The organism is Bacillus sp. ISL-75 (assembly GCF_018613095.1).
The window spans coordinates 1-25,583 of record NZ_JAGGQX010000046.1 but is presented as its reverse complement, the minus strand read 5'-3'; the positions used below and the strand labels follow the sequence as shown (position 1 = coordinate 25,583).

At 35.9% G+C, this 25,583-nt stretch carries 20 protein-coding genes and 1 tRNA gene; 16 read left to right on the top strand and 5 right to left on the bottom strand.

Annotated elements, in window-relative coordinates; translation table 11 throughout:
- Positions 1-162: 162 nt before the first annotated feature.
- The 5 genes from J7E63_RS18650 (at position 163) to J7E63_RS18630 (ending at position 6,190) form a co-directional block, all read left to right on the top strand.
- Complete coding sequence (locus J7E63_RS18650; RefSeq protein WP_215015046.1) at positions 163-1,977, top strand: polysaccharide biosynthesis protein; 1,815 nt, start codon at positions 163-165, stop codon at positions 1,975-1,977.
- A 39-nt stretch (positions 1,978-2,016) separates the two neighbouring features.
- Complete coding sequence (locus J7E63_RS18645) at positions 2,017-3,246, top strand: glycosyltransferase family 4 protein (RefSeq protein WP_215015044.1); 1,230 nt, start codon at positions 2,017-2,019, stop codon at positions 3,244-3,246.
- Between the two features lie 244 nt (positions 3,247-3,490).
- Positions 3,491-4,009, top strand: a complete 519-nt coding sequence (locus J7E63_RS18640; RefSeq protein ID WP_215015042.1) for a YdcF family protein — start codon at positions 3,491-3,493, stop codon at positions 4,007-4,009.
- A 45-nt stretch (positions 4,010-4,054) separates the two neighbouring features.
- The gene (locus J7E63_RS18635) at positions 4,055-5,161 is read left to right on the top strand and encodes an acyltransferase family protein (protein WP_215015040.1); all 1,107 of its coding nucleotides are present in this window, start codon (positions 4,055-4,057) and stop codon (positions 5,159-5,161) included.
- A gap of 174 nt (positions 5,162-5,335) precedes the next feature.
- On the top strand, positions 5,336-6,190 hold the full coding sequence (locus tag J7E63_RS18630; protein ID WP_215015038.1) for a hypothetical protein: 855 nt from the start codon (positions 5,336-5,338) through the stop codon (positions 6,188-6,190).
- Between the two features lie 112 nt (positions 6,191-6,302).
- Here the strand turns inward: J7E63_RS18630 and J7E63_RS18625 are convergent.
- The 3 genes from J7E63_RS18625 to J7E63_RS18615 all read right to left on the bottom strand — a co-directional run bounded on the left by J7E63_RS18625 (position 6,303) and on the right by J7E63_RS18615 (position 8,407).
- Positions 6,303-6,375: transfer RNA gene (locus tag J7E63_RS18625), tRNA-Cys, on the bottom strand.
- A gap of 138 nt (positions 6,376-6,513) precedes the next feature.
- Positions 6,514-7,221 carry a DUF421 domain-containing protein gene (locus J7E63_RS18620; RefSeq protein WP_215015036.1) on the bottom strand — a complete coding sequence of 236 codons (708 nt, stop codon included), beginning with the start codon at positions 7,219-7,221 and terminating at the stop codon, positions 6,514-6,516.
- Positions 7,222-7,348: 127 nt separating this feature from the next.
- Positions 7,349-8,407, bottom strand: coding sequence for a lactonase family protein (locus tag J7E63_RS18615; protein ID WP_215015034.1), 1,059 nt, complete (start codon positions 8,405-8,407; stop codon positions 7,349-7,351).
- Positions 8,408-8,609: 202 nt separating this feature from the next.
- On the opposite strand from J7E63_RS18615, the gene manA reads away from it, so the two are divergent.
- From manA to mgrA, 9 genes are all read left to right on the top strand, one after another.
- The gene (manA, locus tag J7E63_RS18610) at positions 8,610-9,557 is read left to right on the top strand and encodes a mannose-6-phosphate isomerase, class I (protein WP_215015172.1); all 948 of its coding nucleotides are present in this window, start codon (positions 8,610-8,612) and stop codon (positions 9,555-9,557) included.
- Between the two features lie 151 nt (positions 9,558-9,708).
- Positions 9,709-11,523: a sensor histidine kinase gene (locus J7E63_RS18605; RefSeq protein ID WP_215015032.1), complete on the top strand. Its 1,815-nt coding sequence runs from the start codon at positions 9,709-9,711 to the stop codon at positions 11,521-11,523.
- On the top strand, positions 11,520-12,593 hold the full coding sequence (locus tag J7E63_RS18600) for a response regulator (RefSeq protein ID WP_215015029.1): 1,074 nt from the start codon (positions 11,520-11,522) through the stop codon (positions 12,591-12,593). The genes J7E63_RS18605 and J7E63_RS18600 overlap by 4 nt, the downstream gene beginning before the upstream one ends.
- Before the next feature lie 101 nt (positions 12,594-12,694).
- Complete coding sequence (locus J7E63_RS18595) at positions 12,695-13,972, top strand: ABC transporter substrate-binding protein (protein ID WP_215015027.1); 1,278 nt, start codon at positions 12,695-12,697, stop codon at positions 13,970-13,972.
- A gap of 115 nt (positions 13,973-14,087) precedes the next feature.
- On the top strand, positions 14,088-15,017 hold the full coding sequence (locus tag J7E63_RS18590) for a carbohydrate ABC transporter permease (RefSeq protein WP_215015170.1): 930 nt from the start codon (positions 14,088-14,090) through the stop codon (positions 15,015-15,017).
- Positions 15,014-15,838 (top strand): carbohydrate ABC transporter permease, encoded by an 825-nt coding sequence (locus J7E63_RS18585; protein WP_098930746.1) that lies wholly within the window; start codon positions 15,014-15,016, stop codon positions 15,836-15,838. Before J7E63_RS18590 ends, J7E63_RS18585 begins: the two co-directional genes overlap by 4 nt.
- Positions 15,839-15,934: 96 nt before the next feature.
- A complete protein-coding gene (locus J7E63_RS18580; protein ID WP_215015025.1) occupies positions 15,935-17,971 on the top strand; it encodes a beta-galactosidase in 2,037 nt (678 codons plus the stop codon).
- Positions 17,968-19,296 carry a glycoside hydrolase family 30 protein gene (locus J7E63_RS18575; RefSeq protein WP_215015023.1) on the top strand — a complete coding sequence of 443 codons (1,329 nt, stop codon included), beginning with the start codon at positions 17,968-17,970 and terminating at the stop codon, positions 19,294-19,296. The genes J7E63_RS18580 and J7E63_RS18575 overlap by 4 nt, the downstream gene beginning before the upstream one ends.
- Positions 19,297-19,550: 254 nt before the next feature.
- The gene (gene mgrA, locus J7E63_RS18570; RefSeq protein ID WP_215015021.1) at positions 19,551-20,543 is read left to right on the top strand and encodes an L-glyceraldehyde 3-phosphate reductase; all 993 of its coding nucleotides are present in this window, start codon (positions 19,551-19,553) and stop codon (positions 20,541-20,543) included.
- 120 nt (positions 20,544-20,663) lie between these two features.
- Here mgrA and J7E63_RS18565 read toward each other — a convergent pair whose 3' ends face one another.
- Positions 20,664-21,260 carry a YesL family protein gene (locus tag J7E63_RS18565; protein ID WP_214716522.1) on the bottom strand — a complete coding sequence of 199 codons (597 nt, stop codon included), beginning with the start codon at positions 21,258-21,260 and terminating at the stop codon, positions 20,664-20,666.
- Between the two features lie 478 nt (positions 21,261-21,738).
- Between J7E63_RS18565 and J7E63_RS18560 the strand changes: the two genes are divergently transcribed.
- Together J7E63_RS18560 and J7E63_RS18555 are read left to right on the top strand one after the other, a co-directional pair.
- Positions 21,739-22,617, top strand: coding sequence for an AraC family transcriptional regulator (locus J7E63_RS18560; RefSeq protein WP_214716523.1), 879 nt, complete (start codon positions 21,739-21,741; stop codon positions 22,615-22,617).
- Positions 22,618-22,734: 117 nt separating this feature from the next.
- A complete protein-coding gene (locus J7E63_RS18555) occupies positions 22,735-24,015 on the top strand; it encodes a glycoside hydrolase family 27 protein (protein WP_215015019.1) in 1,281 nt (426 codons plus the stop codon).
- Positions 24,016-24,150: 135 nt separating this feature from the next.
- Here J7E63_RS18555 and J7E63_RS18550 read toward each other — a convergent pair whose 3' ends face one another.
- Entirely contained in the window at positions 24,151-25,269 is a 1,119-nt protein-coding gene (locus J7E63_RS18550; RefSeq protein WP_214716525.1) for a GntR family transcriptional regulator, read from the bottom strand.
- Positions 25,270-25,583: the final 314 nt, after the last annotated feature.

The following is a 25,583-nucleotide window of genomic DNA, read 5'->3' as shown; positions in this document are numbered from 1 at the left end:
CTAGTAATATAGCGAATTTCTATTATTTATCCGTTCGTTAATAAGAACGGATGATTCTTTGTAAAATTGCAGAAATCTAACTTTTGCACCTCTGTTTATATTCATCGAAAAAGTTAGCTGAATATAAGCCTTTTGAAAAGAATCGGAAAGGAATGTCTAATCATGAGTTTTCATAAACGGTTGGTTTCTTTATTAGTTGTTGATTCCTTAATAGTGTTCACATCCGTTTATATATGCAGTTTTCTTTTGTTTTCAGGATGTGTAGTCCCCACTATGCCATTGGCTCTTGTATCAACAACCTTACTTTTAAGTCATCATATATTTGCTTATAAATATAAGTTGTATAAAAGTGCTTGGGAGTATGCAAGTGTTGATGAGATGGTAACCGTTCTAAAAGCCGTAACCTTTTCAGTAATCACTGCAGCTATTATTCAATATATTATTGGTCAGCAAGTTTATTTTCGAATATTAACAACGACATGGATGATGCATTTGTTTTTAATTGGCGGGTCTCGGTTTTCTTGGCGGATTTATAAAGGTAAGCACTTGGAAGGAAACAATAAAGTTAAGAAGAGAACGCTGATTATTGGAGCTGGATCTGCTGGCATGTTTGTAGCAAGACAATTAAAGCAAAGTAACGGTGAACTAATTCCTGTCGCATTTATTGATGACGATAAACAAAAGCAACACCTTGAAATTATAGGAATACCAGTACATGGAGGCTTAAACAAACTTGATGATGCGGTCAAAGATCTAAAGATTGAAAATATCGTTATTGCAATTCCGTCCCTTAATAAAAAGGAGTTGCACGATATTTATGTGGAATGCACCAAAACCAAGATTAATACACAAATGATGCCAATGTTTGAAGATTTAGTTACTGGTAAGGTCTCTGTTAATGAAATACGCAATGTAGAACCTGGTGATCTTTTGGGCAGGGAGGCGGTTGAATTAGATACACAATCGATTGAAAAATATATTACTAACAGCGTTGTACTTGTAACTGGTGCTGGTGGATCGATTGGCTCCGAAATTTGCCGTCAAGTCTCTCAGTTTTCACCCTCAAAACTTATCCTGCTTGGCCATGGAGAGAATAGTATTTATACGATTGAAATGGAGTTAAAATCCTCTTTAAGTAATAAAATTGAAATTGTTACTGAAATTGCAGATATTACGGACCGGGATAAAATTTTCGCTATTATGAATGAATATAGGCCAAGGGTGGTATTTCATGCAGCTGCTCATAAGCATGTACCATTAATGGAGAGAAATCCAGAAGAAGCCATTAAGAATAATGTGATAGGTACAAAAAATGTAGCAGAAGCAGCAGGGGAAAATGGTGTTGAGACTTTTGTCATGATATCTACTGATAAGGCAGTAAACCCAACAAGTGTGATGGGTGCTACGAAGAGAATAGCTGAGATGATTGTTCAAGAGCTGGATCGAAAAAGCAATACGAGATTTGTGGCAGTCCGATTTGGTAATGTATTGGGAAGCAGGGGGAGTGTTATTCCCTTGTTTAAGGATCAAATCTCGAAAGGCGGTCCTGTAACAGTAACCGACCCTCAAATGACAAGATATTTTATGACCATTCCTGAAGCATCTAGACTTGTTTTACAGGCTGGAGCACTAGCACAAGGTGGGGAGATTTTTGTGCTTGATATGGGAGAGCCAGTTAAAATCGTTGATTTAGCTAAAAATTTAATTCGCTTATCCGGCTATTCAGAAGATGAGATAGAAATTTCTTATTCTGGAATAAGACCAGGTGAGAAACTATTTGAAGAAATTCTAAATAAAAATGAAGTACAGGACTATCAGGTACATCCAAAAATCTTCGTTGGTAAATCAGTGACTTTAGATGTTACGAAAATTTCAGATCTACTTGATAATTATTACCATCTAGATAGAAGGTCACTAAAGGAAATACTGTTGTTTATGACCAATCAATCTAGAGAAACTATGAAAGTAGTTGTCTAAAAAGTACAGCTAACCTGATGTCGGATGGAGAGTGGAAGGATGTTAACAAATAATAGAGAGATTCTTTTAGTCGCTCCCTTTACAATACTTCCAGGGGAAAAAGGATTTAATAGATTTACTTATATTGCAGACAAATTAAGCAGCAAGGGTCATAAGGTCACTTTACTTACGAGTAATTTTAAGCACAGTGATAAAAACTTTCGAGATAAAACTAAAATAGAAAATATCAATAGGAGTCTTACGTATAATATCGTCATGATAGATGAACTAGGGTACAAAAAGAATATTGGTATCGATCGAATTCAAAGCCATAGACATTTTTCGAAACAACTTGCGCTTTTTTTAAAAAACATTAAGCAAAAACCCGATGTGATTTATTGTGCCTATCCTATGATGGATGCTGCTTTTATTGTTGGTAGATATGCTAAGAAGTTTCAGATACCATTTGTGATGGATATTCAGGACGTATGGCCAGAAGCAATCAAAAATGCTATCCCTCTACCAGAGGTATTGGTTGATGTCATATTATATCCACTTACAGTCTATGCCAATAAAATTTATAGTTTAGCAGATTATGTTGTAGGTGTTTCTAAGAGTTATGTACAGCGAGTAAATAAAGTCAATATAAATGCCAGAAGTTACTTACCCGTCTTTATCGGAACAGACCTAGGCGTTTTTGATTCCTATAAGGAAAAGCAAGTAAAGGAAGATCCTAATGAATTTTGGATTACCTATATCGGAACTATCAGCTATAGTTATGACCTGGAGACAGTGATTCGTGCAGTTTCTATTCTAAAAAATAAAGGGATACCCAATATTGTTTTTAAAGTATTTGGGTCCGGACCATTACAACCAAAATTTGAAAATCTGGCCAATCAGCTGGGTGCACCTGTGAATTTTATGGGTCATTTAAAATATGAGGAAATGATTCCTTATTTAGTAAGTTCAGATATTGCAGCGAATGCAATCAGTAAAGGTGCTCAACAAAGTATTACGAACAAAATTGGAGATTTTTTATCAGCAGGTTTACCAGTATTAAATAGCAGCCTAAATAAGGAATTTATGGACATGGTGACGGTAGAAAATATTGGCTATAACTACAATCCAGGAGATCCTGTGAAATTAGCCGCCCTAATTGAACAGCTTTATAATAATAAAGGTTTACGTGCGGCATATGGGGAAAATGCAAGGAGATTGGCGGAAGAAAAATTTGATAGAAGACATTCTTATGGAGAAATTTATGACCTTATTGAACACGCAACTGTTTAAAGACAAACCTTTATGTTAAAGAACTCTTAATGCGATGAAAAAATAATTCCCTTTATTATCTATTTGGAAGATAAAAAGATTATTACAGGAGATAAAAATGTTACATTCAAAGATTAGGTCTCCACAAAATAGAGGCAAAGGTACGCTGAATACTATCAATAAAAAAACGAGTTTTCGATATACACTTTATTTGTTAGTGGTACTTGTATTTATTCTTGTCCTATTTTTCGCAGGAAGATATCTGGTGATTAATGAAGAGCCAAAAGAAGTAGATGTGATTGTTGTATTGAGTGGAGGGGAAGGGCGTCTCGAAAAAGGAATTGAGCTTTATAAGTTGGGGTATGCAAGTAAAATCATCGTATCAAATGGATTGGCAGATAATCTTTGGGGAAAGGCTGTTTCACTTCTACCAAGGAATTCTTTAGTATTAGAGGATAAGGCAGATAGCACATATGAAAGCGCAGTTTATGTACAGAAAATAATGAAAAAGTATAATTACCGTTCTGCAATCTTAGTCTCATCTGATTTCCATATGAGGAGGGTAAAATATAATTTCAATAAAGTTTATAAGAATAGCAATAATGAGCTAATTTATGTTTCTAGTGATACTTCCTATGATCCAAAAGCATGGTGGATGAATAAGCACAACATTGGTATCACAATTAGTGAATATGTCAAAATAATTGGTAATACCTTTGGGGTTCATGGAAATGACGCTAAAAGAAAATTATACCAATATGTAGAAGTGTTCTTTTATGAATAATGAAAGTGCTATTAAATATTTTTTCCTTGAAAGGGAGAGGGCATTTTGCAGAAAAAATTGATAAATGAAATTTTCTTAATGAGAAGTATATCTTGTTTAAGTATATTACTTCTTCATTCACTTGCAAGAGCTTACGCTGATGAAAGTAATACAGTCAATTTAATAAGAGTTTTATTAACTTTTGGTACGCCCACCTTTATTTTTATTTCAGAATTCATTTTATCACGTTCCTACCCAAATGAACTACCTTCAAACTTTTGGGCTAAAAGGCTAAAGTATGTAATGGTTCCCTATGTATTGTTTGGGACATTTTTTGCTGTATTAAAAGCCTTTGAACAATCCTTAAGTACAGGAACTAGTTTGTTGATTTCGTTTGGACAATTTTTCTGGCGACATCTTTTATTAGGGGATTTCCATGGCTATTTTATCTTGGTTATCTTTCAATTTTACTTGCTTCATTATTTTTTCAATAAACATTTGCAAAAATGGAAACCGTCAGTAGTTATGGGGAGCGCATTTTTGATCAATATGGCCTATTTAGGTTTTTTCAACTTTGTTAAACCGTATCCAACAGAAATTGGGGTATACATATGGGAAAAATTCTATTGGATTCCTTTTTTTGGCTGGGTGTTTTATTTTTCACTGGCTTATTACTGCGGTAAACACTTTTCCTTATTTATCAACCTTTTGAACAAATATTCAAAGTGGGTAATTGTCAGTCCATTCATATTAGGATCCATTTGTTTATTTTTATATGGAACAAAAGTTTTACCGATTATTTCATCTAAAAGAGTAGATATGGTTTTTTTTACGACAAGTATGATATTTTTGATCTATTATATTGCTACAAAAATTCCCAAAGTACCTAAATTCTTCGTTTGGATTAGCCAGTATTCGTTCGGCATCTATTTAATACATCCGGTCTTTTTAGCTGTGATGTACGTAGTTTTCAATCGTTTGTCTTTGGAAATTCATCCATCCCTGCTAACAGGATTATATTTCTTTGCTAGTTTATTATTGTCAATTGCATCCACATTTGTCTTGAATAAAATTCCATATGGATACTATTTTGCTGGGAGAATATCTATAGGAATGAATGATAAGAAGATTAGTGACAGAGCAGTTCCTAATATCAAAACAAAACATGGATAAGTCATATCTACCCTTAGTAATAAAAACAGCCCCAAATTATGTTTATTCATAATTTGGGGCTGTTTTTATTACTTTATATAATTTCTTTATCATTGTGCGATTTAACCATGCTTATTTTTTTAAAATCAATATAATAATTTGAAACCTATAATAGTATTAAAGGAGGAATTTTATTTGGCAGAAAATCCAAACGTGTATGTTGAGGATTTTACAGGTACTACACCACAGGCGAAGATTCAAGCTGCAATTGATTTTGCTTCCCAAAATGCCCGGAAAACAGTAATTGCCTCAGATAAAGATTATTATATTACAGGAACCATTATCATTAAACAGGGTGTTAGGTTACAAGGAAGTTATGGGACAAGATTTATAATCGGTGCTAACATTCGGGGGTTTGAACTACAAAAGGATTCTTCATTGTGGGATGCTAGTATTATGGTTGATTACAACGGTTACACCAAAGAAGCTATTTATTTGGACGGGAAATATAAATACTACAATACTTGGAATAATACATCATTAAAAAATCTTGTCCTTGTAAATTGGACAGGCTCAGTTTCAGGCACAGGAATCTTTTTGTACTCAGGTGGAAGCGGACATGAGATTTCATTTGTAAACTTTACAGATATAAAAATTGTATCTTTTGCGAAAGGTATCTATTTGAAAGCCACTAAACCTTCTAGTGGATTTGCATACGTAAATGCTAATCGCTTTGATAAAATTTCATTGGAAGATTGTATTGAAAATATTGTTTTAGAAGGCAGTGAAACTATTCCGAACGAATGTAGTGGTAACACTTTTACAAATTTACAGATTCAACCTTCAAACAATACCAACCATATCATGACTATCCAAGGACAATATAACAAGGTAGATGGTATGTGTTGGGATTTACACTTGATACAACATTCTAACCCCGTGTTTATATTTAAACCTGAGAGTAACTATAATGAATTGGCTATGAGATCTATTCCTGCAAATCGCATTTTGAATAGTGGGAAAACAAAAAATAGGTTCGATACTTTTTAAAAAAGATTCATCACTTCATGTTGTGATTTAACATTAGACCAATCTGTAAATGATGTTTGTTTAATATTAAAGAGGACAGGTAATTTTCCCCTGTCACTTTAATGGTTTATTAAGGTAGTATCTGGATTTGAACCAAAGATTTCAGACCTTGCAGGGTCCGTGCCTTACCGCTTGGCTATACTACCAACGTACTAATTACTTCTTCCTATAATTAGTATTATAATAGTAATAATCTAGATTGTAAGTAAATTTCGTTCGTCAAAATATATAAGGGTTCGACAACCTTTTTTCTTACGCTTCTCATTTAAGTTAATCTGGTAGATCTAAGATTTATATAGGAAAATCTGTAATTTTTTTTGGTGATCAATGGTACCAAGCAAAACATTACATACTTCTACCTGATGAAGCGTCTTAAGCTGGTTAACAATCCATCCTTCTTCCACTCTAATTTGTTGCAGCGAAGTGAAATCAATCTTTCCCTCTTTTATGATCGTCCTTGGCAGGTCAAAGGGCTCAATTTTCTTTTGATAACTTGCCGGTGTCAGTGCTTCATATTTTGGGTCCAAAAAAATCGAAATTTCCCCATCGGACTCCCAAAGCGCCAAAGCCACTTTTTTTATATCCGCAACTTTTTCTTTTCTTAACTCAGCTAATAAATGATCAATGGAAATTCTAGCTTTCTTTAGTCCCTTGTAATTGATTTCGCCCTCTTTTATCAGTGGAAATGGGGCGGGGTCTAGGAATTTTTCGATGCGACTCGATTTTAAGCTGATGAACAATCCTCCTGTATACAAAACCACCAATACAACGGTCGTAATCATCGAACCTTTCATGCCAAGTTTTTCATCTGATAATGGATGAGCAATGATATTTCCTAGCACTAAGGCGATAACAAAATCCAATAATCTTAATTGGGAAATTGCACGTTGTCCCATGATTTTCGCGACAATAAGCAAAAAGAAAAATCCGATAACTGCTCTTAATATCCACTCAATTGAACTAAGGGTTTCTTGACTATGAAAGAAACTCATAAAGACACATCCTTTATCATAAGAACATCCTCCTTAGTATTGTCACGGATTGTAAATTTTTACGCCCTAGTTCTCCAATTTATAAAAAATTAAGCCAGGATAGCGCATCGCTTTCCTGGCTTTGATTTTAAACATGTAAGAATTTGATACAAACTGGGTATGGCACAACAATATCAGACTCAATAAGGGTTAATTTTCCAGATTCCTCGTCCCTCGCAAACAATACAAGATTACTCGACTCCTGATTGGATGCAACGATGAATTTCTCCGTTGGGTCGAACATAAAATCCCTCGGCCAATCTCCTTCAGTAGATGTGTACTCAACAAAGCTAAGCTCTCCCGTTTCTACATCAACACGGAACACAGCAATGCTGTTGTGGCCTCGATTGCCCGCATATACAAAACGTCCATCCGATGAAATATGAATCGCACTGCCTTGATTATTTTCAGAAAAATCAGCGGGAAGGGTGGAAATATATTGCTTTTCTGTAAAATGGCCATTTTCCGGGTGATAGGTTAAAACAATGACCTCTGAACTAAATTCGGTCATGAGATAAGCAAATTTTCCATTCGGATGAAAAACCAAATGCCTTGGGCCGCTTCCAGCTTTTAAAGGAAGCAGATTCGCTTTGGAAAGTGTGCCGTCACTGTGGATCGCATAAGTGATAAGTGCATCAATTCCCAATTCAACAACGGCCAGATAATTCTCATCAGGGGTGACTCCGGCATAATGGGTATGCGGTTTTTCCTGTCTTGGATCTGGGCCTGAACCTTCATGTTTAATGATTGAGGCAGCCGGTTGGACCGTGCCATCCTCCTCGTTAATTAAGTAGGATTCTACGGATCCTTTATGGTAATTTGCACTGAATGCATAGCGGTTTTTGCTGTCTACACTTACATGACAGGGCGATGAGCCTGGAAGCATCTGACGATTTTGCTCCGTTAACGTGCCATCTCCCTCTATTGAAAAAGCAACGACACCACCTTCTTCCCCTTTTTTTGCAACGGAATATAGATAGCGATTGTCCTTACTGATCGTTAGGTATGTAGGATTTTCTAACTGCGCCGCCTCGTTAATATCTGCTAATCTTCCCTCGTTAGTATCAAGTGTGAAGGAATAGATTCCTTTACTGTCCCCCTTCGTGTATGTTCCAATATAACCGATATATTTTTGGTTGTTTGTCATTTGATCTCTCCTTAAAAAATGTAGTCTGTTTATTCTATCAAAATTTCCAGTGATTACTCAAACTATGCAATCCTTGGATGAATGCTGTGGTTAGCAATAATTAAAGTAAACAGCCGTAATTTAATAGCTTTCCATAAAAAAATGATTATGATAAATTTGAAAGGGGAAAATTCCAATAGACATATGAACTACGGAGGGAATAATATTGCAGCCATTATTTTTAAAACCCGTTTTTAAAGAACGAATTTGGGGGGGAACCGCCTTACAAAAAGAATTTGGTTACTCGATACCAAACGATAAAACAGGGGAATGCTGGGCAATTTCTGCACATCCAAACGGTCCATCGATGATTGAAAACGGACCATTTGCTGGAAAAACTCTGGACGTACTTTGGAAAGAACAACCTGAACTTTTTGGAAATCCGACGGAGGACGTTTTCCCTCTATTAACAAAAATATTGGATGCGAACATGGATTTATCCGTTCAAGTTCATCCAGATGATACCTATGCAAAAATCCATGAAAACGGTGAACTTGGGAAAACAGAATGCTGGTATATCATTGATTGTAAAGAGGATGCGGACATGATTTTTGGCCATAACGCCAAGACAAAAGAAGAATTGATCCAGCAAACGAAGGAAGGGCGATGGGAGGATTTACTTCGCAGGGTTAAAATTAAGCCAGGCGATTTCTTCTATGTACCAAGTGGAACCATCCACGCCTTGTGTGAAGGAACCCTGGTATTAGAAACACAACAAAGCTCAGATACCACCTACCGCGTCTACGATTATGACCGCAGAGATGCAGAAGGCAATTTGCGAGATCTCCATTTGGAGAAAGCAATTGATGTTACTACAGTTCCACATCAAGGGAACGTTTCTGTTCCTAAAATTGAAATAAAGGATAATGTAACCATTACAACTTATGTAGAATCGGATTTCTTCTCCGTATTTAAGTGGGATGTGAATGGAAAGGCAACGTTTAATCCCCATGATGATTACTTACTTCTTAGTATGATAAAGGGCGAAGGCACACTTGTTCATCAAGGGGAAGCCTATCAATTGGACAAGGGCACCCACCTTATTATCCCGGTTGGGTTTGGGGAATTCGAGATAGCTGGAGATTGCCAATTAATTGTCTCACATGCATAAAAAAAGACAGAAGGAGCATTAAGTTTGAAGCTCCATCTGTCTTTTTTTGTTGGGTACACCTAGTATTAAAATACTTTTGACAAACCCCTATTTGAAAGTTAAGTTGGTATATAAAATAAGTTATAAATTTATTGAAAGGGAAAGAAAATGAATGCTGAAATTTATGAAGGCACTAAATGCTTTTTGGATGTACATACATCAAAATCTTTTTCGTAAAATAGCAAGTAATATCCGCTATAAACTTATGCTCTTAATGCTTTCTGTCATGATTTTACCATTACTAATTCTGATCATGTTTTCAATAAATGTTTCGCAAAGTAATTTTGAAAAGGAAGTAGTAAATTCAAATGAGGCGAGAATTAATTTAGCAGGAAAATATTTGGATGAAAAGTTAACAGAAAGTGACAATATTTTGTTTGCAAGTTTAATAGATGAAAAATTAATACCAAGTATTAGTCAGATTAATGATGAAAATATTCCTTTAAATTTTAGTACGCTGGCTTATATCCAGGATAAGTTATTTTCTATTTACTATGGGAATAAACATGTGAATGCTGTTTCGATATATGCCAAAGAAAGCCAGACAGTCTACTCCATAAAAGAGGCAGATTTTAAAGTATCCAAGATTAATCAACTAAATGGGACTGCTTGGAGTAATTTAGGGGTTCGTCCGAATTATAGTTTTGAAAGCAAACTGCCGAATCAAGGTTTTTCCCTTACAAGAAGTATCATAAGATTTGAGAATCGAAAAATTGTTGGTGGAATATCTTTGGAAATGAATTGGAATGTAATCGATAGTGTTATTGAGATGCTAGAATCAGAACCGGAAAGTTCTGTTTTTGTGATAGACCGTCAGGGGCATATTCTTTACAATCCTAATCTAGGTAAAAAAACTTCCGTTGATTTTCAAAAAATCATCAAACAAATGAATGATAGTAAGAAAAATATATCCTATCTAAAAATGAACAAAGGTTATGTTTTTTTTAAGAGGGCTTTCAACAATAAAGTAGCCATTGTAAAAGTTGTTCCTGAAAGTATCCTTTTGAATGGAGTTACGAAAACACTTATCGTTGGAATAATTATTAGTGCTCTTTCGATCCTGCTTACGATTATTTTATCCATTTACATATCATTAAGCACGACAAAGCCGATCATTCAGTTAGTACATGCTATGAATGAAGTAGGAGAAAACAACCTAAATGTTAGTATTGAAACAGAGCGTATAGATGAAATTGGATTGCTCGAAAAACGATTTTCATCGATGGTTTTCCGAATTAATGAGTTAATTAATAAAGAGTACAAAAGTGAGATAGAAACACGAAACGCACAATTTATGGCATTGCAGGCACAGATCAATCCTCACTTTCTATACAACACCCTTCAGCTGGTAGGCGGAATGGCAGTGACTCATAAAGCCGAGGAGATTTATTCTGTCATAAGTGCATTGAGTGATATGTTTCGCTATATAACAGGAAAGCAAGGAAACTTGGTTTTAATTGACCGTGAGATAGAACATATAAAAAATTACCTATATATTCAGAACATGCGTTTTGAGGGGAAGGTACAGACTGATTTATACATTGAAGAAGGTACAGAGGGTTACACGATTCCAATGTTAACGATTCAGCCAATAGTAGAGAATGTTTTTAATCATGGATTTGAACAAAAAAAGGGATTATGGAAACTATCGATTGAAGTTGAAAAAGTTTTTGACGATATTGAAATTACAATTACAGATAATGGTGTTGGAATTCCTGAGGAGAAATTAGTTGACCTTATGGAGCAAATTAAAAAGAGCACTCATTCTTTAAGTACAACAGGAAGTATTGGTATTAAAAACGTTGATGCAAGAATCAGGTTGTATTTCGGTAATGATTACGGTCTTGATATTTCAAGTACCGTGGGAAAAGGAACAATGGTGGTAATTAGGATTCCTGCTAGGATAACGATGGAGGGTATTTCATGATTAAAATATTAATTGTTGATGATGAAAAATGGACAAGAGAAACGATTAAGCAATTTGGAAAATGGGATCAATATGGTATTGAAATAATTGGGGAAGCTGGGGATGGACAAGAGGGCTTAAGGTTAATTGAACAGAGTTCCCCTGATATTGTCATCACGGATATGAAAATGCCTGGAGTCGTCGGCATGGAGCTGCTTCAAATCATGGCAGACCGTTTCCCACAAATTCAGCTTATTGTGGCAAGCGGGTATGACGATTTTAACGTTATGCGCCAGGCAATCCGTTCGAGGGTTAATGAGTATTTACTGAAACCTATCAATGCTCAAGAATTAAATCTAGCTCTAGAAAAGTGTATCAACGAAATAAAAAGTTATTCACAGTCACAATTCTATAAGCCAATCTCTTTTTCTAGCAAAGATATCTCTGCCCTAATTATGGAATACAAAAAAACAATTACCTCATTTTTGCACGAATTAAATATTGAGGGATTTGAAAATGTCATTCACCGTTATTTTAATGAATTTAAGAAAGTGACTGGGGTTGACAGTAATGTAATTGCAAAGATTGAGCATGAATTTATTCTTACTTTAGAAGCACTAATGATAAAAAATAATTTTAATGTTCACGAGGTTTTTGAAAATAATGGTGACCTAATTAGTGAATTTGACCTTTCCCTTGATAGAGTTATGAAGAAACAACAGGATTTAGGAAAACGCTATATCGAGTATATGATTGATATAAATAAGCGGAAGAGCAGATTAAACTTGGAAGAAATTAAAGAATATATTGAACGGAACTTTGTAGATATTGATATATCTTTAGAGGTCTTAGCCAACAAGTTTTTTGTAAGTAAAGAATACTTGAGTAAAACATTTAAAAATGTACATGGATGCAATATTACCGAATTTATCGTCAGCCGTCGTATGGAATATGCAAAAAAATTACTACAAGGTAATGAGTTTCAAATCAAGAGTATTGCCCAGATGGTTGGTTATGAAGATATTTCTTACTTCTATCGAGTCTTCAAGAAATATTTCAAAATTTCTCCAGGTGAAATGAGACAAGGTTAAAAAAGTCCAAATGTAAGCGTTAATATTTTCAATATTTAAAATCTAGAGGGGCGATTAATATAAAAGTATGCTTTAAATATTATTCAGGGGGGTCACGAAAAATGAAGAAAGCGTTATCATCATTGCTAATCTTTATTCTAGCTTTCGGTTTGTTAGCAGGTTGTAATACTAAGGAAACTGCTTCTAACGATAGTGGATCAAAGGCAGAAAAAGATGTTGAACTGAAAGTATTTATTGGACAACCGCGTTTTAAGCAGCAGTATGAAACATATCTTGATCAATTTGTAGCTAAAGAGAAAAAGGAAAAAGGTATTAATGTAGAAATCAAATTGGAATTACCAAGTGTTAATCAGGCAGCACAACTATTAAAAACTAGGATGGCATCTGGTGATAGCCCTGACGTGTTCGCTCTGCATGCAATCAATGATATTCCTATTTACGATAAAGCTGGGTATCTTGAAGATTTATCGAATGAACCATTTGCAGACAAAGTGTTTGATACTATCAAACCATCTATTACAAGTAAAGGTAAGGTTGTAGCGGTTCCTTTGGAGACACTTCAATGGGGATATCTTTACAACAAGAAAATCTTTAAAGACCTAAATTTGAAATTACCGCAAACCTATTCAGAGATGGAACAGGTTGTAAAGACATTAAAAGAAAAAAATGTTACTCCATTTTTGTTATCCTATAAAGATTCATATATTCCTCAATTATTTTTACCGCTAGCAGTAGGAGCGGCTCAAGCTAAGGAAAATCCTGACTTTGTTAAGAAAATGAATGAAGGAAAAGGCTCTTTCTCAGAGTTAAAAGATATGTTTAATATTATGGATTTATCTAACTCTAATGGTACAAAACGTGCATTTGAGATTGGACAAGATCAGGGGGCAGCTGACTTTACTAATGGTAAAGCTGCAATGTGGATACAAGGACCATGGATGGCGGATTCAATCTTAAAAACAAACAAGAACTTTGAATTTGGAGTTGCTCCACTTCCTATCAATGAAGATGCAGCAGCGACGCGAATAAACCTTTCTACATCTACATCACTTGCGGTATCAAAAATGAGCAAACATAAAGAAGTGGCAAAGGATTTAATCAATTATATTCTGGATGATAAAGATTCTAGTGAATTTTATAAAAGCCTCGGATTTAATGCTGTCTCTAGCGTTCATACCTTTGAACCATTTCCTTGGTTAAAGGAATCAACTGAGTTTGTTTCACAAGGAAAAGCTTATCAGGATCCTTCGATTCCGATTGCTGTAAAAGATGAGTCACAAAAATTATTACAAAGTTATTTTGCAGGTGATGCGTCTAATAAGGATGTCATCAAAGGTTTGGACCGTGCTTGGGACCAATTCAACAAAAATAATAAGTAAAATTTTAAATTCAGTGCATGATAAAGGCAGCTTATAGCTGTCTTTATCATTATCCAATACAACAATGTCAGTGAGGTGTTAGGTAATGTCGCAGTTAAATAAGCAAAGCGGTGAAATGGTTATTGAACAAGTACAATCTAAAGTAAGCTCTAAAAGTGGTTTAAATCTAAAAAAACATAAAGGTTCTATTAGTTTAATCCTATTTGTTCTACCTGCATTTCTTTTTTATTCTATATTCTTGTTGATTCCAATGATTGGAGCGGGATTCTATAGTTTTACAGATTGGACTGCTCTATCTCAAACCTATAACTTTGTTGGAATAAGCAATTATATAGAAGCTTTTAAAGATGACCCTGCATTTCGCCATTCTTTTTTCTTTACTTTAAAATATACAGCGTTCATGTTTGTTTTTCAGAACGTGATTGCGTTGCTTCTAGCTCTATTTATTGAAACTAGAGTTAGAACAAAAGGCTTTTTTCGAACCATTTTCTTTATGCCTAATATGTTGAGTTTAATTATTAGTGCATTCATGTTTTCATTTATTTTTACTAACGTCCTACCGGAATTATCCAAAAAGGCTGTATTATCATTTCTTGATCAGGGATGGATTGGTGATGCCAACGTTTCTTTCTACTCCATTCTTATCGTGTCCTTATGGCATGGAATTGGCTATATGATGGTTATCTATATGGCTGCACTTCAAGGAGTTCCGCAACACCTAAAAGAGGCTGCTATGATTGATGGGGCAAATCCAATTCAAAGACTTTTCCACGTGACGATTCCAATGATTATGCATGCAATAACGATTTGCGCTTTCTTAACATTAAATGGTGCATTTAAAGTTTTTGATGTCGTTTATGCACTTACTGCAGGCGGGCCTGGAAGATCGACACAGGTTATGGCGCTGAATATTTATGAAGAAGCCTTTTCCAATAATTTTAGATATGGTTATGCGAATGCTAAAGCGATGATTCTTTTCTTGATTGTTTTGGTCATCACGCTAATTCAAGTAAAAGTGTTGAAAAAGAAAGAGGTGGAAGCATAATGCAAAAGAAACTGGTTTCTATTGGTACAACTTTAGTTTTGGCAATTTTTGCGGCGATTTCATTTTTTCCAATATACATGGCTGTCATCAATTCATTTAAATCACAAGGGGAGATTTTTACATCTGTTATGAAGCTCCCTACAAAATTACATTTTGAAAATTATACAGGAATATTCGAAGAGTTAGATTTATTCAATAGTGCTTGGAATACCATAATTGTTACCGTTATCGGGCTGGCAGGAATTGTTATTTGCGGTTCATTAGCTGGATATAAACTAGCAAGAACAAAGGGTAAATTGAGCAATTTCTTGTTTACCTTATTCCTAGCATCAATGCTTGTTCCATTTCACTCCATAATGATCACGCTAACAAAAGTAGCAAAGGGGTTGTCCGTACAGGGATCCACATTCGGATTGGGCCTTATTTATATTGGCCTCGGGGTTAACATGGCGATATTTCTATATCATGGATTTGTTAAAACGATTCCGAAAGAACTTGAGGAAGCAGCAAGAATTGATGGTTGCAACGACTTCCAAATATTCACAAAAATTATATTTCCTCTTTTAAAACCTATTACTGCAACCATCCTTATTTTAGATGTCCTATGGTTATGGAACGATTTCTTATTGCCAATGATTATGCTTACCGATGTAAATAATTATACATTAATGTTATCGGTAAACATGTTATTCGGTCAATATAACAGTGATTGGCCAAAAATTCTATCCGGGCTTATTATCACGGCCCTTCCTGTCATTGTCTTTTACGCCATATTCCAAAAATACATTCTTAAAGGAATAGCCGATGGAGCAATTAAATAGCTGGGTTAATGCTAAATGTTGATTTTACACACTCTGTTGATTGGAGCGGAATGTTAAAGCAAATGATTAATAGATTAACTGGAAGGGGTTTACCTAATGCAACAATTGTTATACGGAGTAGCATATTACGATGAATATATGCCCTACGATCGTTTAGATAAAGATATTCAGATGATGAAGGATGCTGGAATCAATGTAGTTCGGATTGCCGAATCGACCTGGAGTACCCATGAACCACAAAACGGGGTTTTCGATTTTACTTCCGTGGACCGAGTGCTTAATGCAATGCATGAAGCTGGAATTAAGGTTATTGTTGGAACACCTACGTATGCGGTTCCCACCTGGATGGTCAAAGAACATCCCGATGTGTTAGCAGTAACCCAAAATGGACCAGGCCGATATGGCGCTCGCCAGATTATGGATATTACCAATCCTAGCTACCTTTTTTATTCAGAAAGAATCATCCGAAAGTTGATCGGTCATGTAAAAGATCATCCTGCGGTAATTGGTTACCAAACAGATAATGAAACGAAGCATTATAATACAGCAGGACCGAATGTCCAACTATTATTCGTCAAATATATGAAGGAAAAATTCAAGACAATTGAAAGTCTAAATGAGAAATTTGGTCTCGATTATTGGAGTAACCGGATAAACAGCTGGGAGGACTTTCCCTCCGTTGTAGGAACTATTAATGGCAGCCTTGGATCGGAGTTTTCTAAGTTTCAACGAAAGCTAGTCACTGATTTCCTAAGTTGGCAAGTATCCATTGTTAATGAATATAAGCTTTCCAATCAGTTTGTCACACAAAATTTTGACTTTGAATGGAGAGGATACTCCTACGGAATCCAACCGAATGTAGATCACTTTGAAGCTTCAAGAGCCTTCGATGTAACCGGAGTGGATATTTATCATCCTTCACAAGACGATCTAACAGGAATTGAAATTTCCTTTGGAGGCGATGTTGCCAGATCCACAAAGGGAAAGAATTATTTAGTAATAGAAACAGAGGCTCAAGCTTTTACTAACTGGACTCGATACCCTGGTCAACTTAGATTGCAGGCATTTAGTCATCTTGCTTCTGGAGCAAATATGGTAGCCTACTGGCATTGGCATTCCATCCATAACTCTTTTGAAACATATTGGAAAGGTTTATTAAGTCATGATTTTGAACCCAATCCTGTATACAATGAAGCGAAGACAATTGGAAAGGATTTCGAAAGACTTTCTCCACATCTAGTTAACTTAAAGAAAAAAAATAAAGTTGCGATTCTAGTTAGCAATGAATCGTTAACCGCCTTAAATTGGTTTAAATTTAATCAATCAACCTCTAAGAACTACAATGACATTGTTCGACTGATGTATGATGAGTTATACAAAATGAATATTGGCTGCGATTTTGTGAATCCCACTAATGAAAATCTTGGGGACTATTCGATGTTAGTGGTACCCGCATTGTATACTGCATCCAATAATCTATTAGAACGATTAAACGAATTTGTTAAAAACGGCGGACATATTGTTTATACCTTTAAGAGTGGTTTTACGGATGAAAATGTTAAGGTAAGAACTTCACATCAACCAGGCATTATAAATGAAGCTTGTGGCATTTATTATAATATGTTTGTTGAGCCGAAAAATGTATCACTAAGAAATGATCCTTTTCAGGTAGGCGAAGAAAATAATTTTGTGGAAACATGGATGGAGCTAATTACGCCAACAACCGCAGAGGTCCTTGCATACTATGACCACCCACAATGGGGTAAATATGCAGCCATTACTGAAAATCAATACGGTATGGGTAGTGCAACCTACATTGGTTGTATACCAAGTGCAGCTATAATGAAAAAGGTGCTAGAACAGGCTGTTAAAAAGGCTAGCTTATGGGGAGTAGACCAAGATTTAGCCTTGCCATTAATCATTAAATCTGGAATCAATCAAAATGGCAAGATGCTTCATTATTACTTTAATTATTCTGATGAAACGAAAGTCTTTAAGTATCCCCATAACAAAGGTTTGGAACTGTTGACAGAAAGAGCAGTGAATATAGGTCAAACAATGGATTTAGAACCTTGGGGAGTTATCATTATCGAGGAAGACCAAGTTGCGGAAGAAAGGAAACAACTAAAATGAATAACAAACAAATTCATTGGTTTTCAACAACAAAGCTAGGTGGTTGGAAAGAGACGACGGTTTTTCAAACCGAATCAGGTTCACTCAATTTGACCTTGACGGATCAGATTGGACGGACTATAGATGGTTTTGGTGGCTGCTTTAATGAATTGGGACTAAGCGCTCTCCAACACCTGACAGAAGAAGACAGAAATAAAGTGTATGATGCATTGTTTGATCCAAATGGTGAATGTAAGTTCGAAATCTGCAGGCTTCCAATTGGGGCAAGTGACTACGCACTAGAATGGTATAGTCACAACGAAGTGGATAATGATTATCATATGGAGCATTTTAATATCGAAAGGGATCAACAGTATTTGATTCCATTTATAAAAGAAGCGTTGAAACGTAATCCAAACATAAAATTGTTCGCATCTCCGTGGAGCCCTCCAACATGGATGAAGTTCCCTAAAGCATACAACTATGGAAAACTGCGTTGGGAAAAGGAAGTTTTGGAGGCGTATGCTTTATACTTTGTAAAGTTTGTGGAGGCTTACAAACAAGAAGGTATTAAGATCGACCAAATCCATGTCCAAAATGAAGTGGTGGCTGATCAGAAATTCCCATCATGTGTTTGGACCGGCGAAGAGCTTCGTGAATTCATTTCTGATTATTTAGGTCCAGCTTTTGAACGACATGGGCTAGACACGGAAATATGGCTGGGAACCATTAATGGAATTGTCAATGAATTATTTCAAAAATCTGCTTCGGATTATGATCAACTGGCGAATACGGTCCTAAGTGACCCTGAGGCTTATAAATACATTAAAGGTGTCGGCTATCAATGGGCAGGAAAGTATGCAATTCAGCAAACAGTCCAAAGCTATCCAGAACTACGTTACATGCAGACAGAGAATGAATGTGGAGATGGAAAAAACACGTGGGAATATGCTCAATACGTCTATAATTTGTTTCGACATTACTTTGTGAATGGTGCAAATTCCTATGTTTATTGGAACATGGTCTTGGAACCGTTTGGCCGAAGCACTTGGGGATGGGAACAAAATTCTATGATAACAGTAGACCCTGAGACGAAAGAAGTTATTTATAATCCGGAATTTTATGTGATGAAACATTTTTCTCATTTTATCGCACCTGGTGCCTTTAGGATTGAAACAAATGGTCCATGGACTGGAAATGCAGTTGCATTTAGAAATCCTGATGGTTCTAAAGTAGTTGTTATTTCAAACCCGTTTGAAAATCAACGTGAACTTTGTATTGGAGAAGGAAGTGAAAAATATAAAGTTACGTTAGAGCCTTCTTCATTTAATACATTCGTATGGTAATTAATGGCGAGAACCTCGGCATGATTTATTATTAAAATGGTAAAAAATAAAGAAAATTCAGTAGGGTTCCTATTAAAAGGAATATCATTTATCGCGACTCTGTGAGAGAGATAAAAACAAGGTAGCTCGGTTACCTTGTTTTTATCTTTAATAAGGGACTTCAAAATATTTGCACATTATTCTAATTTATAAGATATGCTTAGTTTGTGTGGTATTAGCTGCTCAGCAAAAAATATAGAAAAGAGGAAAAAAATATGGTTTACCAAGCAGCAGAAAATCGTTATGAATCAATGAAATATAATCGCAGTGGCCGTTCAGGATTAATGCTTCCTGCGGTCTCGCTTGGACTATGGCACAATTTTGGTGGTGTTGATACATATGAAAATGGACGGGCAATGCTGAGAAGAGCGTTTGATATAGGGATTACCCATTTTGATTTAGCCAACAATTATGGCCCGCCGCCGGGGTCTGCTGAAGAAATGTTTGGTAGAATATTAAAGACTGATTTTGCTCCTTACCGTGAAGAAATAATCATTTCTTCAAAAGCAGGCTACACGATGTGGCCAGGACCATATGGGGATTGGGGCTCAAGGAAATATTTAGTATCAAGTCTGGACCAGAGTCTAAAACGAATGGGACTTGATTATGTTGATATTTTCTATTCGCACCGTCCAGACCCAAACACACCGATTGAGGAAACCATGGGAGCATTAGATTCTATTGTTCGTCAGGGTAAAGCGTTATATGTTGGAATTTCTAACTACAGTGCAGAACAAACAGCTGAAGCGATTAAAATCTTGAATCAGTTAGGAACACCTTTGTTAATCCATCAACCAAAGTATTCCATGTTTAACCGCTGGATAGAGGACGGCTTACAGGATGTGCTTCAGGAAAGTGGAGTCGGTTCGATTGCGTTTAGCCCGTTAGCACAAGGCTTGTTAACCAATAAGTATTTAACTGGGATTCCAGCCGATTCTCGTGCAGCAAAATCAACAGGGTTTCTAAGTGAAGATCAAGTTAAAGCAGAAGTTATTGAGCGTGTTCAAAAATTAAATGAAATTGCAATAGAGCGTGGTCAAAGTCTATCACAAATGGCGCTGGCCTGGGTTTTGCGTGGTGGAAAGGTTACTACAGTCCTGATTGGTGCGAGCAGAGTGAGCCAAATTGAGGAAAATGTTGCAGTATTGAATAACCTTGAGTTTTCTGATCAAGAATTAGCAAGGATTGAGGATATTCTTAAAAGCTAGAGTTCTAACATTAAAAAAGAAAGGGTCCCAAAGGTTGTAATAAACAACTTTTTGAGACCCTCTTGTTATTTTGGGGGAATGCAATTAATCCATTAAAAAATATAAACCAGTATTTTGATGTTAAGAAGCATTAACTTGTTGAATTTTAGAAAACACTCTGTTACATAAAAAGTATATACTATACGCACCTAAACTGAAAATAAATAATGATGTTACTGGCCAAGTATAGAGAATAAAAGTCATTAAAGCGATATAGATAACCGCGACAAGAGTAGTCGGAAGATATCTAATGGAAAAGAACACCGAATTTTTTATTGTGTCCCACCAATTCATATCAAAGTTAGCGATGGTTGGAAAAATAAAGATTGAAGTAGTAAGAACTATGATTCCTAATAAAGACAGTATCGGTAATAGAATATATTGAAAATCACCAAGATTATCCATTAAGGTAAAATCAATATAAAACAAACTACCAAAAAAAGTCCATAAAATGCCTAACAATAAACTCTTTTTAAAATTTTCTTTGAAATATTTAAAGAAAGGACGAAAAACACTATAGTCCTTATGTAAAATCCATTGTCGTGTGACGCAATACATGGCAACAGTTGCAGGGAAAATGGTTAAAACTGGTAAACATAACAACAGCCATAGGATATTTAACTGAAAAAAGGCTGTAACAAATTCAAGTAATCTATAAAATTTACTATTAAATTTCATCCATATCACCAAGATTTCATAATTTTTTTCTGTACAATAAAAATAGCATAGATTCCGCTAAAAAAGAAGGAATATTAAACTGGTAATCTTGCTGACCTAAGCTTTGCCTTTTTAATGTTTAGGTTATTCTTAATTCGAATTGGAGGAAATTGAAATGGGTATTAAAGCGATTTTTTTTGACTTAGATGATACATTACATAATCATTTAGGTTGAATAATATTCAAATATTTCCAGAAGAGCCTGAATTACTAGGGACTATAATGAATAAAGGCTGTTGTTGCTCCATCGGAAGCAGGATGGCAGTCCATTTGGTATAATCACCGTAAAAGGCAGCCAGGGACAGATCATAAACCTGCGGATGAAATACAGCGTTTATCATTAGTCTTCAATACAATAAACAATCTAAAATAATAATAATTCCAGAATAATGCATTTTCACAATACCTCACTAAAATCAATCATTTAAGGGGAAATCTCATGTCTAGTAAATTTGGAGTTTATGGATTCCGCTTTTTAGATACCTTAAATAGTTCCTTCTACCAGCTTTTTGCCGTAGGGCACCAGCATATAAAAGATACTTCATATGAATGGGATGGATTAAAACGTAAAGATGGTCCATTATTATTGTTTCAATATACCATTTCAGGCAGTGGAAATATTGAGCTAGATGGTGTAGTTCACAAGCTTACTGAAGGCAGTGCATTTATGGTAGAAATTCCAAGTGATCATCGCTATTATTTGCCTCAAGACAGTGAGAACTGGGAATTTTATTTTATCTTATTTAGACCAACAAATCTTCAAAAAGAATGGACAGAACTAATTAAATTAATGGGGAATGTTTCTCAAATTTCAGAGTTGAGCTCCCCCATTACCTTCTTGAAAAATGCCTATTATGCTGCAAGCAAACAGCAGATTACTGATGGATTTCGTGCTTCAACGATTGTTTATCAATTTGTAATGGAGCTGTACCGATATACTGCGGCTTATAAAAAGGAAAAAGAAATCTGGCCTGAAAAGGTGATTCAAGCTGTCCATTTTTTAGAGGAAGATTACTGTACTATTCAAAGTCTTGATGTACTTGCACTAAGAGTAGGCTTATCCAAATTTCATTTTACCCGTCTTTTCAAACGAACAACTGGACTTTCACCAATGGAATACTTAACAAAGGTCCGAATGGAAAAAGCGGTCCAGCTCCTAAGGAACACAGATATGACCATTGAAGAGACTTCAAAACAAATTGGTTATTCCAATAGCAGTTACTTTATAAAGGTCTTTCGTGAATGGATAGGTTTTTCTCCAGGGGAGTTTCGGTTAGGAAAAGATCTAGCCTTTTTAAATGAGTTTAGATTCGATTAAGTATTATCAAAAGAGCAATATTTTACAATATAGAGCAAAAATTTATTATAGATGTAGATGTCTCAATTCCTTATTATTAGTTTAAAGGGCAATAATTTAATAGAAAGGAATTGAAAAATGATACATCACACATTTACAAAAACACCTCCATTAGGCTGGAATAGCTGGGATTGTTATGGAGCGGCAGTAAGGGAAGAGGAAATTGTAGGGAACGCTGATTATATGGCAGAACATCTTAAACCATATGGCTGGGAGTATGTTGTGGTTGATATTCAATGGTCTGAACCCGGGGCAACATCATCAGTGTATCGTCCATTTGTTCCGCTTGAAATGGATGAATACTCAAGGTTGGTACCGGCAGTTAATCGTTTTCCTTCTTCAGAAGGGGGCAAGGGTTTTAAACCGTTAGCGGATTATGTACATAACCTTGGATTAAAGTTTGGCATACATATCATGCGGGGAATTCCACGCCAAGCCGTTCATGCAAATACACCAATTTTGGGTACTGATGTGAGAGCAAGAGATATAGCACATCCAAATTCCATTTGTCCTTGGAATACGGATATGTATGGGGTGGATGCTTCTAAAGAAGGTGCACAGGAATATTATAATTCTTTATTTCAATTGTATTCCGAGTGGGGAGTGGATTTTGTCAAGGTGGACGATATTGCAGCTTCCCGACTTTATCAAATCCATCAAGATGAAATAAAGTTAATTCGCAAGGCAATCGATAACAGTGGAAGAGAGATGGTCCTCAGTCTATCACCTGGTCCGGCACCGTTGGAATCTGCTGAAACCTTAATTGACAATGCTAACATGTGGAGAATGACCGATGATTTTTGGGATCATTGGAGCCTGTTATATGGCATGTTTGAAAGGTGTGAAAAGTGGAGCCGGCATGTAGGACCAGGGCACTGGCCAGACTGTGATATGCTGCCTCTTGGCCATATTGGAATTCGTTCAGTTGACGGCGGAGGGGCGGACCGCTGGACTCGATTTACAAAAGATGAACAAATAACAATGATGACATTATGGTCGATCTTCCGCTCCCCGCTTATGTTTGGGGGAGAACTTCGGGATAACGATGACTGGACGCTTTCCTTGCTTACAAATAAAGAGGTTTTGGAACTAAACCAATACAGCCACAGTAATCGCTTGGTTTATCGGAAGGATGACAAAATTGTCTGGACCGCAAAAGGTGACGATGGTCATACTTACGTAGCCTTGTTTAATGCCGCTGAAGAAACAGCCGTTGTCGATGTTTCATTGGAACAGCTTGGTCTCACTTCGAAAAAAACGGCAAGAGATCTTTGGAAACAAGCGGAACTTGGAGTGGTTGCCGAAAGTATTAAACAAACTCTTCCAGCACACGGCTCCATTTTGATTAAATTGTATTAATTAAGGAAGTTTACTGGAGATTGTATTAAGAAACTCACATAGTGTAAAAAAAAGGTGCCCCAAGTTTATTTGGGACACCTTTTTAGCAAGAAAAAGTAGGCGCAATCATTTTTGACGTAGGCTTGGCTAGCCTAGTTATTTGTGCACTGCTGCAGTTGATTTTCGAATCACTAACTCTGGTTCATAAACAGTAGAAGGTGGATTGGTTCCTCGACTTTCAACGGCAGAGACAATCCATTTGGCCGCTTCAATCCCCATTTGCATTTTAGGGTGTGTAACAGATGTTAGTTTCACATCGGTTGCCTCTGCTAAGAAGGAATCATCATAGCCGACAATGGAAACGTCGTCTGGAACACTTAAGCCAAGACTTCTTAACATATTTAGAACTTGTAAAGCTATTTGATCATTATAACAGACAATTGCGGTTGGTTGTTTTTCTGTCATGAAAAATTGCTGTAACCGTTCAAGTAGTTGAGATTCCGGGTCATCGGTTGTATAAGTAATAACCATTTCTGGGAAAAAGGTGAGATTGTATTCCCTAAAAGCTCGGATAAAACCTTGCATCCGATTTACTCCTTGGAGGTCATCGGTTTTAAAAAGACCGATTATTTTTTCATGGCCAAGATTAATTAAATGTTCCGTAGCAATATAACCACCATGTTCATCATTCATAATGATGTGCGGCGGCATTAGTTGGGAGTAGAATTGGTTAATCATTAAGTAAGGGATATTGTTTTGCTCAAGCTCTAGATAGTAATTAATGTTAGGATTGTAATTACTACTTCTAGTCGGCTCTACGATCAGCCCATTAATATTCCGGCTTAACATGGTTTGTAAACATTGTTTCTCTTTTTCCACCTCATTATCTGTACAAGCAAACGTTAACGAATATCCCTGTACAGTCAAATAGGATTCTATACCTTTAATAATAGAAGGAAAAATATAATCTGAAATATAGGTTGTTATTACCCCAATGTTTTTCCCAGTGGTGTTCAAAGTTTGTACTTGAGTTTGAGATTCGGCCAACGGTTCCGACATTTTATTGGAACAGAAAGTTCCTGCCCCTTGTTCTCTATATAGCCAGCCTTCGTGTACTAAATCCCCGACCGCTTGGCGAACTGTATGTCTGCTAACTCCGAACATTTTAACCAGTTCATTTTCAGAATAGATTTTTTCCCCGGGTTTCACCTTACCACTAGTGATCCATTCCGTTATTTGTTCCTTTACAATCGTATATTTGGTCTTTTGTGCCATTGGTACCACCACTTTCAACTTGTATGCAACTTTAACAACTTATACGTACAACAACTTTAATAAGACTAGGGTAACAAAAAAAGTTAAAAAAGACTATAAGATATTATTAATATTTTTCTATTTTGCGTGCCCAGCAAGCCGTTAATTGCTAATTGGTGAAAGTCCAATCTGAGTAAGTACCAAGACGCTTAGTAGCTGACAGGCAACTGGTGAAGAAATTCTAAGGTTGAAGCCCTGTGACAAAGTAACTCTCTAGAAGAGTGCGAGCAAACTAACAGGTTGTAACATAAAGTGAATCCTGCCGTCTCGTCAAA